Below are 13,282 nucleotides of genomic sequence, written 5' to 3'. Positions count from 1 at the left end.
CGTGGGGCGGCGAGATTATAGGCCGGTCGTCTCGCTCCCTTCAATCCTAATCCGTTCACCTGCCAGGTACAGGGCCACGCACGAAATGCCTGTTTTCAGCCCCCCACGGCGCGCACCACCGAAAGCTACACTTGCGACGAGGAAAACTTCGCGAAACTTCACGGTTTCTTCCCATGGACTACCGCCCCCCGTTGTCGCGCCCTGCGCGTCGTACGCTGCTGGCGAAGCTCTTCGCCAGCGTCCCCTTCTGGCTCGGGGCGAATCTGTTCGTCGGCTGCATCTGGCTCAATAGCGGTTACCACGGCCACATCTGGCACGATGACATTCGCCCGCGACTCGTCGAGGGGAAACTCGGCGCCGAGGTGAATCGCTGGCTCCTGCCACTGCGAACCTTCTACCATCAGGGCTACGACGAGGTGCTGTACTACGAGTACGCCAACCTCGTACTGGGGCAGCCGGTCGACTATGAATACCTGCAAGTGAAGCATGGCGAGGTGCCTGGCTTCGAATCGATGTTCGCCCCGCGCGACGAGGCCGCTTACCGCCTCCCCTACCGAGACATGCAGGTCGAATATCCGCCGGTGGCGCTGGCGGTCATGCTCCTGCCCCGTCCTTGGGTCGATTCACTCGCCGAGTATGGCGTGCTGTTCGCCATCGAGATGTCTCTCTGTCTCGTCGGCGCACTCTACCTGGCGGCGTGGCTCGCCGCTCGCCACGAAACCGACCCTGAGTCGAAGCGCCGCCGAATGGTCCTCGCGCTGCTGTATGGCGTGTGTTTTCAACTTGCGTTCGGCATTCTGCTACTGACGCAGTTCGACGCGCTAGTGTCACTGCTCGTCATGGCGGCTATCGCAGCGCAATTGACCGGGCGGCCACGCACGGCGGCGGTTGCTCTCGCCGCGGCCACGAGCGCCAAGATCTTTCCGATCCTGCTGCTGCCACTGTTCCTGCTCTCATACCTGTTGCCGGCACGCGCCACCGGGCAATCGGCAGACAAGTCGGCCGCGAATCGTCAACTCGCAGGCTCACTTCTCGCGTTCTGCGTGACACTGGCGGTAATCAATGTTCCCTTCTTATGGCTGGGGGGACAGACGTTCCTCGACACGTTCCGCTTTCACGCGGAGCGAGGATTGCAAGCCGATTCGACCTGGGGCATCGCCCTCACGCTGCTCGAGAAGCTGGGATTCGCCCACTATGACGCTGGCATGCGTTTCGGCGCCCGTGAAATCACCGGGCCGTTCGTCGCTGGCGCGCTACTGCTCTCCACGTTTGCCTCGGTTGTTCTGCCACTGATCGTGATCGCCACCTACGCCTCGCGCGTGAAGGATGCGGTGCGTCACGGCATGCCCGAGTACGCCGCCGCTCTCTTGCCCACCTACGTGCTCGCGTTGACGGCGGGCTTCATGCTGACGGGCAAAGTTCTGAGTCCGCAGTTCTTCATCTGGTTGTTTCCCCTGGTGCTGCTGGTGCCGGGCGAAGCGGGCCTGCGCGTGCGGCACACTTTCCTGGTCGCGGCCTTGTTGGTGCAGGCAGGTCACCCCTGGTTGATCGGCCTGACGGGCATCAACTACCCTCCTACGTGGCTCGGCTGGACGATCCAGGCCGCGCGCGTCGTCTGCCTGGCACGCATCTTCTGGCTCTCGCTGAGCGTCTCGGTCGAACACTTCAACCCCCCTCCGCGACGTGTTGCCTCTTCGTCGATCACGTTCCAAGAAGAGGCGTGCGATCTCGCGCACTGATGCGAGCCTGCGACGAAAGAATCTCCGCTTGCGACACGCGGCGCGACAGTCGATACTTGCCCCTGTCCGATCGCTTCGTGCGCTCTACCTCTTATCGTTTTATCGCTCTTCAAGTCGTCGCACGACGGAGTCGTTTCCATGTCCACGCGTTTCTCGCGCCGCGATTTTCTACGCCTATCGGCCATGGCAGGCTGCCTCGTCACGACGGGCGAAGGCCTGCCCTACTGCTTCGGCGAGCCGCTACCCGCCGAACCCGCGTGGCCCGAGAGTCCTTTCCTGCAGGGCAACTTCGCGCCGGTGCAAGAAGAGATCACGGCCCTGGATCTGCCCGTCATCGGCAAGCTGCCGAAGGATCTCTTGGGCATGTACGTCCGCACCGGTCCGAATCCGCAATTCGCGCCGCCGGGCAACTACCACTGGTTCGACGGCGACGGCATGCTGCACGGCGTGCGCCTCGCCGACGACAAGGCCAGCTACCGCAATCGTTGGGTGCGTACGGCGGGCTTCGAAGCAGAACGCGCCGCCGGCCGCGCGCTGTGGGGCGGACTGGCCGATCCCCCCGATATCAAGAAGCTCGCCTCCGGGCAGCCCCTCTTCAAGAATGCCGCGAACACGGCGCTCGTCTGGCACGACGGCCGACTCCTCGCCCTGTGGGAAGGGGGCGAACCGTACGCCGTCCGCGTCCCCGATCTCGACACCATCGGCGCGTACAAGTACAGCGGCAAGTTGAAGCATCCCTTCACCGCGCACCCGAAGGTGGACGCCGCGACGGGCGAGATGATGTTCTTCGGCTACTCCGCCCTCGCGCCGCTGCTGCAATACAACGTGGTGAACGCGGCGGGCGAGCTGTCGAACACGGTCGGCGTGCGGTTGACCAAGCCGGTGATGATGCACGACTTCGCCGTCACCGAGAACTATTCGATCTTCATGGACCTGCCCGTGACGTTCGATCTGCGGCGCCAGGCGCGGGGCGAACCGCTGCTGGCGTACGAGCCCGAGCGAGGAAGCCGTTTCGGCGTGCTCCCCCGTCATGGCCGCGCCAAGGAAATCCGCTGGTTCGATTCGCCCGGCTGTTTCGTCTTCCACACGCTCAACGCCTACGAAGAAGGGGACGACGTCGTCCTGCTGGCCTGCCGGCTGAGCGATTATCCCGACGTCGTGAAGATGCCCCCTCCGAAAACGATCGAGGGGGATCCGCTCAACATCCCCACGGCGCTCTACCGCTGGCGCTTCAATCTGAAGTCGGGCGAGACACGCGAAGAAGCGCTCGACGACCTGGCCGTCGATTTCCCACGTCTCAACGACAAGCTGCTGGGGCGGCCGGCACAATTCGGCTATGCCATGGATCTACCCACCGGCGGACTCGTGAAGTACGACCACACCAGCGGCGCCTCGGTGCGTCATCCGCACGGACCGGGTCGCAAGGGAGGTGAACCGGTCTTCGTGGCACGTCCCGAGGCAAACGGCGAGGACGACGGCTGGCTCGTCACCTTCGTCTACGACGAGGCAGAACAAAAGAGCGAGCTGGTGGTCGTCGACGCCCAAGACTTCACCGCCGAGCCGCTGGCCCGCGTCAAGCTGCCGACGCGCGTCCCCTACGGCTTCCACGGCACGTGGGTCGGCGCCGACAAGTTCGACCAGCAACGCGGTACGGTGTAGCCAATCAGGCGGACACGCGAAAACATCCCCTCGGTCCCTACGCGGGAGAGACGCCGGGGCTAACGGGTAGTACGGTAAAGTCGATGCCCAAGCGCTCGAACACCTTCCAAAACGACCGCTCGAACTCCGGTCGCGGCATATAGTGCTTAATGATCGGGATAGGACGAGGACGTCGTCGGGGCATTGGCATGTCGATGGCGATGAAAGGCGACTGCGTGGCACCCAATCGGTCCGCCACGTCACGTTCGCGATGGCGATCGACGATCACCAAGACGAAATGATCGAGGATGTCACGGAATTGCGGATCGTTGAAGTTCTCGCTGGCCAGGCGTTTGCTCCAACCGCAGGGCGACTCGGTGACAAACAGCAGGGCAGGTTTGTTCAACCCTCGCGCTTTCGCCATCCCGGCGTGGTAGCCGACGACGAAGTTGAGCCCCTGCGTGTGCTCGCCCCAGTCCGTCAGCGTGCGCGCAGGCGACTTCGTCTCGAGTTCTGCGGCGCCAGGCTCCTGTCTCGAGCAGCCGATGCCAGCAGAGAGCAGACCAAGCAGCAGCAACGACGACGGACGCCACGATACGACCACATGTGGCGACACTGTTAGCTCCTTCTAATTATTGCAGCGCGGCGTCCGTACTCGCGTTAAACACAGTTCAGCCGTCGAGCCGGTCGAGCGCGTGCTGGACCACTGCCTTGAACTCCGGCGCCGGCATATAGCCTTCGGCCACCGCCAGCTTCTTGCCCTCTGGCGATTCGAAGATGATGCGCGGCACGCCCGTCTCCTCGGCTCCCAGCGCCTTCACCGCGGCATGCTCCGTATCGTAGTTGACGATGACGAGCACGAACTTGTCGAGCATCTCGCGGATCTCGGGATCGCTGAAGCTTTCGTTCGCCAGTTGCTTGCAGGGCCCGCACCACGTCGCCGTCACAAAGAACATGACCGGCTTGTGTTCGGCCTTCGCCTTTTCCAGGCCATGCTCGTAGCCGAACGAGAACGTCAATCCTTGGGTGTGATGATTCCAGGCGGCGGGGTCTGCCACGGCGGCCCCTACCTCGACCTCGGCCTCTCGCGCGCACTCGCCGCACCCGACGATGCCCAGGCTGCACAGGGCCAACAGACTCAGGGGCGCGAAACGACCGATTCGGGTCCGAAGCATGTTCATGGGTCCTTGCTCAGAGGAAAACATGGAAAAGTTGGTTGGACCGGGAATCGCGGTCCCCCACCTGCCCCAAGGATGGCTTACCGCCGCCGCGCAAGCGCCGGCGAGCGAAGCCCTCGGCGGTGATTCTCCATCGATCCTCGAACTACGGTCAAGCGAGGCCACACAACCGCTTCGACCCCGCCAGGTCGGCAGCGCCGAGTTTGACTCCCCCGGCCGGCGAACTAGGTTTTCGATGGAGCGCTCGACGAGCCGCCCCGATCTGGTCCCAGTCACCGAGAGCCGCGAGGTACGAACCGATGCCAGGACTATTCGTCGCCGTCCAGATCGCCTGGGAACCGATCGCGCTGGGACTACTGGCCTTCGCCGGGGCGCTCGGGCTGCTCGCCGTCGTCAGTCCGCGGCTGTTCCAGAAGCTGGCCGGACAAACCGACCGCTGGGTCGACTCGAGTCGCGCGTTGGAATGTCTCGATCGCCGCGTCGACATCGACGCCTACATCCTCCCCCGCAGCCGGCTGCTCGGGGTGGCGGTCCTCGCTTCGGTGGCTGTCTTGTCCTACTTGGTGGTGACCCTCTAGTCCATCACCACCTGAAGCCTGGCTGCTTGACGCGACCCGCAAGATTCATCCCCGGCAAGAATTTCTTCCCCGGGTCATATCTCAAGTGCCCAACTTGACGCGCGAGCCCCCTTGCCGGACAGGACACTTTGGCCAATGGGAAAAACGCCTCTGCCCACTTCTTAGGCACAGCCACCCATGCCCGTTTTTGGGCAGCCATGCCTGCACTTCATGCAGCCTGCATGCAGTGACGTAAGTGCTAGCTAGACAATCAGATCCAGCGCGCTCTTGACTTGAAGGCACAATCGGAGCGAAAGTCTGGCCGCCGTGGCCGGACAGCCACTCTACTTTTTTCTGACCAGTAGTGAGAAAGGATTCGATCATGTCCGACCTGATGTCCGACAAGCGACAGGAAGTCTTCAACGTAGCTCAGGAACTCTTCTATCAGGCGCCCGATTGGGTGACCTTCTTCCGCGAGGTGTTGGGACTCCAGGGCGTCGTCCGCCAGGCCTTCCCGGGGGCCGAGGAAATGGCCGCGTTCGAACAGACCGACGAGTACGCGCAGATCCAGGCCATGCTGGCCCGGCTCCGCGATCGCAGCAGCGTGAAGGCCGGCGCCAACGAGCCGACCAAGGTCATCACGGTCCGCCTGCCGAAGAGCCTGCACGATTCGCTTCGCGCCGAGGCGCACGAGCGTCGCACGAGCATGAACCGCCTGTGCATCGCCAAGCTGCTGCAAGTGATCGACGCCGAGTTGATCATGATCGAGGCCTGAGTCGCCGCGCGAGACGGACTCCACCCGCGAGGAGTCTCGCCGCGTTCGATTCGGTCGCAGCCACAAGCGAGGTGCGTCCCCGGGTGCGGGGTCGGCCAGGGAGAGAAACAAGAGGGATTCGGAGTGGACCTGTAAGCCGGGTTCTGGTCTTGCCTCGGCAGAGCCGAGCAAGCGGTGGCCATTTCTCTAGGACGCCGATTGCTCGACGCCTCCAGCGGCCTACCCGGGAGTCCACGGACCGGACAACCCCGTGGGGTCACCCCGAACACGGAAGTTCGGGGTGACCCACTGCTCCCTGTTTGGCCTTGCTCCGGGTGGGGTTTGCCTAGCCAGACCGGTCACCCGGCCTGCTGGTGAGCTCTTACCTCACCGTTTCACCCTTACCGCGCGCGGATCGCTCCGCGCGAGGCGGTCTGCTTTCTGCTGCACTTTCCCTGGCCTCGCGGCCGGTGGGCGTTACCCACCACCCTGTCCTGCGGAGCCCGGACTTTGCCTCTCGTCGACACGCCGATGCGCGAAGCGCATCGCCGCGCCGGCCAGCGGCCACCCGGTCCACTCCGAATCCCTATTCAACAATATAGACGCTAGCCGCCGAGGGCGAGAGGCTGGAGGCGAGAGTTCAACCACGGCCCTCCACAGGCCGGAGGCCTGTGCCACTTTCCTTCCTCTACCCCAGTCCCACCTCGACCACGCTTCGGCTGCCTCGCGTCTCGGCCTGGCCTATCCGGGCGCGTTACAATGGCGCCGCCGGATCGGCCTTTAGCAGTCCGTTGAAAAACTCAACGGACTGCGACATCGCAGGGATGCGATGACAAAATAGCGACGTAAGTCGTTATTTTGCGAGCCGTGCGGAGCTTTGCTCCGCACTTGGCGAGGTTGAAAAATGCCACGAGGGCATCTTTCAACGGGCTGTTAGGGGAAACACTGTTCGGGAGCGCGCCGTGAACTTCTTTCAAGACCCGCCCCAGTTGGGCAATCAGTTCGAAGAGGACCGCCTGCTGCGCGCGATCTTGCAACGCAGCGTTCCGGCGGCCGATCGCTCGGAGATCGAAGCAGACTTGCGGCGTTTCGGCGCCCGCGTGCTGAAAGACATCGCCGAGCTCGCCGACGACGCGAACACGCATCCGCCGCAACTGGTCCCCTACGATCCCTGGGGACATCGTATCGACCGGATCGACGTCTCGCATGGCTGGAAACAACTAGAACGCATCTCGGCCGAAGAAGGTTTGGTCGCGATCGGCTACGAGCGGCGTCACGGCGCCGCGTCGCGACTGCACCAGTTCGCCAAGCTCTACTTGTTCAGCCCCTCGTCGGCGGTCTACACCTGCCCCTTGGCCATGACCGACGGCGCCGCGCGGCTGATCGAGGTCCACGGCGACGCCGAACTGAAGTCCGGCCCCTATTCGCGACTCACCAGCCGCGATCCAGAGAAATTCTGGACCTCGGGTCAGTGGATGACCGAACGCACCGGCGGCTCCGACGTCTCGCAGAGCGAAACGCTCGCCCGGCACGCAGGCCACCACTACACGCTGCACGGCGTGAAATGGTTTACCTCGGCCACGACGTCGCAGATGGCGATGACGCTGGCCCGCGTTGTTTCCCCCGATGGCAGCCAGGTGGATGGTAGCCGCGGGCTGTCCCTCTTCTATCTCGAGACGCGCGACGCGGCCGGCCGGCTCAACAAGATTGCCCTGCACCGCTTGAAGGACAAGCTCGGCACCAAGGCGGTGCCCACCGCCGAGCTGACCCTCGACGGCACTCCGGCGCGGCTCGTCGGCGCGCAAGGACGCGGCGTGCCCAACATCGCCGTGTTGATGAACGTGACGCGCGTCTACAACGCCGTCAGCTCAGTCTCGACCATGCGGCGCGGGATTGCCCTGGCGCGAGACTATGCCCAACGCCGCATCGCGTTCGGCAAGCCACTCGCCAAACAACCCCTCCACCTCGAGACCCTGGCGGGGCTCGAAGTCGAGTTCGCCGCGGGATTGCACCTGGTCTTCAAAGCGGTCGAGCTGCTGGGACGCGAAGAGTGTGGCGAAGCCACGGCGCACGAAACCGCCGTGCTGCGGCTGCTCACGCCGTTGGCCAAGCTCTACACGGCCAAGCAAAGCGTCGCCGTCACCAGCGAGATTCTCGAACTCTTCGGCGGCGCGGGCTATATCGAAGACACCGGCCTGCCGCGACTCTTGCGCGATACGCAGGTCACGCCGATCTGGGAAGGAACGACGAACGTCTTGAGCCTCGACGTGCTGCGGGCCATCGAGCGCGACGACGCCCTGGGGCCCTTCCTCGAAGACATCGTGCGCCGCGTTGAACGCAGCGCCGCGCCAGAGCTGAACGAGGAAGTCGCCACCGTGCGCCGCGCGCTCGACGACATTCGCGGCCATCTGCCGCGGGCACTGTCCGAGGGGCTCGACTGCGTGCAGGCGAGTGCCCGCGGCTTTGCCTATAGCCTGGCGCGGACCTATATGGCGTCGCTCTTGATTGAACATGCGGCCTGGTCGCTGGCCGAGAAGAACGAACGCCGCGACCTGCTGGCCGCACGCTGGTGGTGCCGCCAGTCGCTGGCGCCGATCCTCGACGCCGACGATGCCCACCGCGCCGCGGCCCGGGCCTTGGCGCTCGACGAACCGCTTGAAACGTCTGCCACTGAATCTGTTTCCGCTCGTCCGAAAGGTGCGCTCGCTCGATGATGCCGGTTTCGAAACGTCATGGTGTCGCTCAATACACGCTGGAACATTACGAACAGGATTTCGCCGATCGGCACCTGCTGCACGGCGTCATCGCCAAGTGGGCCCGCGAAACGCCCGACAAAATCGCCCTCGTCGAGCACGACACCGGCCGCGAGTGCAGCTACGCGCAGTTTCATCAGCTCACCGGGGCGCTCGCGCTCAAGCTGCTCGAGCTCGGCTTTCGCAAGGGGGACTTTCTCGCCACCTCGCTGCCGTTGTTGGCCGAGCATATTTTTCTCGAGTATGCCTGCTTCCGCATCGGGGTGATCCACGCGCCACTCGACCTGCGCCTGAAGGCGCCCGAGGTCGCGCGTTCGCTCGATTTGATCAAGCCGCGCGGCTTCGTCTTTCTCGGCAAGACGCCCGTCGCCGACTTCTCGCAGCTCGGGCGCGCCATTCAAGAGGCGTGCCCCTACATCGAGCACTTCATCCAGTTCGTCCCATCCGGCAAGCAAATCGAAGGAGCCATCTCGGCGCTGCAGCTTGGCGCCGATGCGCTGGAGCTCGCACGCCAGGTAACGGCCAACCCCAGCCATTCGCCCCTCTGGCAACTCTACCAGGAAGTGAACGGATCGATTCAAGAGACCGACGGCGCGCAGGTGATCTACACCACCGGCTCGACCGGCATGCCTAAGCCGGCCCTCCTCTCGCACCGCAACATCACTTGCCAGAACATGTGTCTCGCGGGCGGGTTCGACATGACCGACAACCCGCGCATGCTGGTCAACCTGCCCCCTTCGCACGTGGGCTGCCAGGCCGAGCAGTTGATGACGACGTTGTTCTCCGGCGGAACGGCGGTGATCCTGCACATGTTCGACGCCGAAAAATCGCTCCGCGCCATCGAGAAGCATCGTGTCGATTGCTTCGGCCAGATCCCCGCCATGTTCGCCATGCAGTGGCGTTTGCCGAACTATCGCGAGTTCGATCTCTCGTCGTTGCGTTTCGCCCTGTTCGGTGGACAGCAGGTGACGCGGCAATTTCTCGAGCAGTTGCAACAGATGGCCCCTCGTTGTGGCGGCGGGCTCGGCTTGACCGAGATGGCCGGCTTCGTCACCTATACGCCGCTCGACGGTTCGATCGACGATCTCCTCGCCGGCGTCGGCTACGACATGCCGGTGACGCCCCTCTCAATCCGCGCCCCCATGAATCCCGATGGCAGCGCGGGACCGGAACTGCCCGACGGCGAAGTGGGAGAAATCTGCTTCACGGGCCCGCAGGTCTTCATCTCGTACGTGAACGACGACGAGGCCTACCGCCGCACCGTCAGCACCGACGGCGTCTGCTACACGGGCGACCTGGGGGCCAAGACCGAACGTGGACTGATTTTCTCCGGCCGCTCGAAGCTGGTCATCAAGCCCAAGGGCTACCAGGTACACCCGGCGCAGGTCGAGAACCACTTCGCCATGCTCACGTCGCACGTTTCGGCCTGCGGAGCGGTGGGCGTGCCGCACGAGATCTACAGCGAGGCGATCGTGCTCTTCGTCGAGATGAAGCCCGGCGCAAGCCTCTCTCAAGACCTGCTCGATCAGCACGCCAAGGAAATCGCCGGCTACATGCGCCCTTCGCACTACGTTATGCTGGGCCCCGGCGAGTTGCCCCTGAATCGTTCGGCCAAGACAGACTACGTCGGCCTGAAAGAACGAGCCCTGGCCGAAGTCGAACAACTTCGCGCCGCCGGCCAGTGGGATAAGTAGGTCAGGTACTCCGTACCTGACAAAGGATTTAACGCCAAGACGCCAAGAAGCAAAGGCGCAAGGAATAAAGTGGCACAGGTTGCCAGCCTGTGCTGGAAATCAATCAAGCTTTAAGCACAGACTAGACAGCTTGTGCCACTTCTCATTGGGAGCAGCCGATGAATTCGCTCTCGCATCGTGACGCGTTGAATCGCCGTCGTTTCTTACAAGGCGCCCTCGCCGCCGGCGCGGCGGGCGCCATCGCTCCCTCATTCATGCGTCCCGCATTCGCTGCAGCGTCAGCCCGCCCCAAGGTGGGCGTCGTGCTCACCGAGTTCAGCTACCGCAGCCACGCGCATGTGATCCTCGAGAATTGCGTGCAGCCTTATCTGTTCAACGGCCAGCCAACCGATCCGGGCGTCGAGATCGTCAGCATGTACGTCGATCAATTCCCCGACGGTGAAATGTCCCGCGACGTGTCGAAGCAATACAACATCCCGATCTTCGAAACGATCGGCGAAGCGATCACCCTGGGGAGCGACAAGCTGGCGGTCGACGCCGTGCTGTCGATCGGCGAGCACGGCAGCTATCCGCACAACGAAAAAGGCCAGCACATGTATCCGCGCAAGCGGTTCTTCGACGAGATCGTGGCCGTGTTTCGCAACAGCGACCGCGCCGTGCCGGTCTTCAGCGACAAGCATCTCAGTTATCGCTTCGATTGGGCGCGCGAGATGTACGACACCTCGCGCGAGCTGGGCTTTCCGCTCATGGCTGGCAGCTCCGTCCCCCTGGCCGAACGAAAGCCGCCGCTCGAGATGCCTGCCGACGCCCAGTACGAAGCGGCAGTCTCGATTCACGGCGGCGGCGTCGAATCGTACGACTTCCATGCGCTCGAGGTCTTGCAGTCGATGATCGAGTCGCGCCGCGGCGGCGAGTCGGGCGTGAAGCAGGTGCAGTTCCTCACCGGCGACGCCCTCTGGAAGGCGGCCGACGCAGGACTCTGGTCGCGCGACCTGGCCGATCGCGCCATGGCCGCCGAACTGGGGCCCGACCTGCCGCCGGTCAAGGAACTGTGCGATTCGCAAAAGCTCGGCAGCGGCGCGCCCCACGGCGTGCTCGTCACCTATCGCGACGGGCTTCGCGCCATCGCCCTCAAGGTGGGCGACAGCAGCACGCGCTGGAATTTCGCCGCCAAGCTGAAGGGAAAAGCAAAACCGGTCGCCACGGCGTTCTATGTCGGCCCGTGGCAGAACCGCAACCTGTTCAAGGCCCTTTCCCACGCCATTCAAACCTTCTTTCGCGAAGGCCAAACGCCCTACCCTGTCGAGCGTACGCTGCTGGTCACCGGCATTCTCGACGCCGAGATGGACTCGCGCTACCAGGGGGGCGTGCCGATCGACACGCCGCAGCTCGACATCGCCTACCAGCCGCGCGACTACCGCGCCATGCGCGAGATGGGAGCCAGTTGGAAGCTCATCACCGAAGACATGCCGGAACCGCGCGGCATGGCGCCACCAGCGAAGGCCTGATAAAAGGCTCGAACGGAGACGAGAAGATTAAAATTCTTCGTGCCGTTGTGGTTCATCAATCCGTAACCATCCGAATATGAACCACGACGGCGACCACACCACGCCTGCCCGCCCACTTATGGTGGTGCAGGCACGACACCCTGTATCTCGGCGAGCACGTCTGCATCCGTTTCGATTGCCTGACGTGCTATCAGCGCCGCGATTGCTTCCTCGCCTGTGTATTGCCTTAATGCCCAGGCACTGGCCGCGCGCACGAGCGGCTCTTCATCATTCAACCCGCGCACGAGAACTGGGATCGCGCCGTCATTCTTGGAATTCCCCAGCACGATCGCGGCGTTGCGCAGCAGTCCGCGTCGCTTCGCACGCCACAACGGCGAGTGGCGAAAACGCTCTCGAAATGTCCCCTCGTCCAGTTCAAACAGCTTCGCCGCATCAACCGGATTCAGATACGGTAGTGGTGCAAACTCTACTTCTTCCGCCAGCGGCGCCTCGCGATTCCAGGGGCAAACCTCCTGGCAGATGTCGCAGCCGAAGAGCCAATCGCCGATTCCCTCGCGCAGTTCCACCGGAATAGGCGAACGCAGCTCGATCGTCAGATAACTGATGCAGCGCCGCGCATCGAGCTGGTACGCATCGACGAACGCATCGGTCGGACAGGCATCGAGGCACGCCCGGCACGTACCGCAATGATCCTTCTCGTGGGCGTCGTCATAAGTCAACTCGAGATCGGTCAGCAAGGCCGCCAGAAAGAACCAACTTCCCAACCGCTTGTTGAGCAAGAGCGTGTTCTTGCCGATCCAGCCGAGCCCCGCCAACTGGGCGAACTCGCGCTCCATGAGGGGCGCCGAATCGACCACGCCCCGCACCCGCGCCCCCGGCCGCCGCGCCACCAGCCAGGCGGCCAGTCGCTTCAAGCGCTCGTGAATCACATCGTGATAGTCACGCCCTCGAGCGTAACGGGCCACGCGTCCCGCGCCGCGTTCGATGGCGGCCGGCTCGGGCGGGCGATAGTTCATCGCCAACACGACGATGCTCCGCGCGCCGTCGAGGACGTGCCGCGGATGTTCGTAGGCCGCACGGCGCTCGGCAATGTAGTGCATCTCGCCGGCGAAGCCCGCCGTCAGCCATTCGCCCAACCGCGAAATGCCCACGGGCGTGACCGCCGGGCAGGCGCCCGCCATCTGAAACCCCAGCCGCGCGGCTTCGGCTTTCAATTCCTCGGTAAGCGTCTCGGGGGCATCGTCCGGCATGAGACCTATTGTCCGCGCGAGGTCGAACGAGTTCAATCAGGCTAGAATCCGCGGCACTGCCGCCCACGCTCAAAGAGAGACTCGCGCATGAAAACGTCTGGTCGCGTTTGGGGAATGTTGTCCGTGCTGCTCGCGGTCGTGGTGGGTTGCGGTCCGCGCATCGCCCCCGCGGAGTTGGGCGAAATCTCGCAAACGCTCCCCGCCTTGCCTG

Annotated in this window: 10 protein-coding genes and 1 other RNA gene; 7 read left to right on the top strand and 4 right to left on the bottom strand. The window is 63.8% G+C overall.

Annotated features, from left to right (window positions below; translation table 11 throughout):
* The first annotated feature begins 173 nt into the window (after positions 1 to 173).
* Together KF708_17275 and KF708_17270 are read left to right on the top strand one after the other, a co-directional pair.
* Positions 174 to 1,739, top strand: coding sequence for a DUF2029 domain-containing protein (locus tag KF708_17275; GenBank protein ID MBX3414441.1), 1,566 nt, complete (start codon positions 174 to 176; stop codon positions 1,737 to 1,739).
* A gap of 138 nt (positions 1,740 to 1,877) precedes the next feature.
* The gene (locus KF708_17270; protein ID MBX3414440.1) at positions 1,878 to 3,398 is read left to right on the top strand and encodes a carotenoid oxygenase family protein; all 1,521 of its coding nucleotides are present in this window, start codon (positions 1,878 to 1,880) and stop codon (positions 3,396 to 3,398) included.
* A gap of 37 nt (positions 3,399 to 3,435) precedes the next feature.
* Here KF708_17270 and KF708_17265 read toward each other — a convergent pair whose 3' ends face one another.
* Both KF708_17265 and KF708_17260 read right to left on the bottom strand, forming a co-directional pair.
* On the bottom strand, positions 3,436 to 3,993 hold the full coding sequence (locus KF708_17265; protein MBX3414439.1) for a DUF255 domain-containing protein: 558 nt from the start codon (positions 3,991 to 3,993) through the stop codon (positions 3,436 to 3,438).
* Positions 3,994 to 4,048: 55 nt separating this feature from the next.
* Positions 4,049 to 4,552 (bottom strand): thioredoxin family protein, encoded by a 504-nt coding sequence (locus KF708_17260; protein ID MBX3414438.1) that lies wholly within the window; start codon positions 4,550 to 4,552, stop codon positions 4,049 to 4,051.
* Between the two features lie 302 nt (positions 4,553 to 4,854).
* On the opposite strand from KF708_17260, the gene KF708_17255 reads away from it, so the two are divergent.
* Complete coding sequence (locus KF708_17255) at positions 4,855 to 5,133, top strand: hypothetical protein (protein ID MBX3414437.1); 279 nt, start codon at positions 4,855 to 4,857, stop codon at positions 5,131 to 5,133.
* Positions 5,134 to 5,494: 361 nt separating this feature from the next.
* Positions 5,495 to 5,887, top strand: a complete 393-nt coding sequence (locus tag KF708_17250; GenBank protein ID MBX3414436.1) for a toxin-antitoxin system HicB family antitoxin — start codon at positions 5,495 to 5,497, stop codon at positions 5,885 to 5,887.
* A 116-nt stretch (positions 5,888 to 6,003) separates the two neighbouring features.
* Here the strand turns inward: KF708_17250 and rnpB are convergent.
* Positions 6,004 to 6,446, bottom strand: an RNA gene (gene rnpB, locus KF708_17245) — RNase P RNA component class A.
* Between the two features lie 382 nt (positions 6,447 to 6,828).
* Here rnpB and KF708_17240 point away from each other — a divergent pair.
* From KF708_17240 to KF708_17230, 3 genes are all read left to right on the top strand, one after another.
* The gene (locus KF708_17240) at positions 6,829 to 8,580 is read left to right on the top strand and encodes an acyl-CoA dehydrogenase family protein (GenBank protein ID MBX3414435.1); all 1,752 of its coding nucleotides are present in this window, start codon (positions 6,829 to 6,831) and stop codon (positions 8,578 to 8,580) included.
* Positions 8,577 to 10,313: an acyl--CoA ligase gene (locus KF708_17235; protein MBX3414434.1), complete on the top strand. Its 1,737-nt coding sequence runs from the start codon at positions 8,577 to 8,579 to the stop codon at positions 10,311 to 10,313. Before KF708_17240 ends, KF708_17235 begins: the two co-directional genes overlap by 4 nt.
* Before the next feature lie 158 nt (positions 10,314 to 10,471).
* Entirely contained in the window at positions 10,472 to 11,821 is a 1,350-nt protein-coding gene (locus KF708_17230) for a twin-arginine translocation signal domain-containing protein (GenBank protein MBX3414433.1), read from the top strand.
* 116 nt (positions 11,822 to 11,937) lie between these two features.
* Here KF708_17230 and queG read toward each other — a convergent pair whose 3' ends face one another.
* Positions 11,938 to 13,071 carry a tRNA epoxyqueuosine(34) reductase QueG gene (queG, locus tag KF708_17225; protein MBX3414432.1) on the bottom strand — a complete coding sequence of 378 codons (1,134 nt, stop codon included), beginning with the start codon at positions 13,069 to 13,071 and terminating at the stop codon, positions 11,938 to 11,940.
* Positions 13,072 to 13,282 lie beyond the last annotated feature (211 nt).

This window comes from Pirellulales bacterium, assembly GCA_019636335.1.
GTDB lineage: Bacteria > Planctomycetota > Planctomycetia > Pirellulales > JAEUIK01 > JAHBXR01.
The sequence above is the reverse complement of the archived record's forward strand: the minus strand, read 5'-3'. Positions and strand labels throughout refer to the sequence as shown.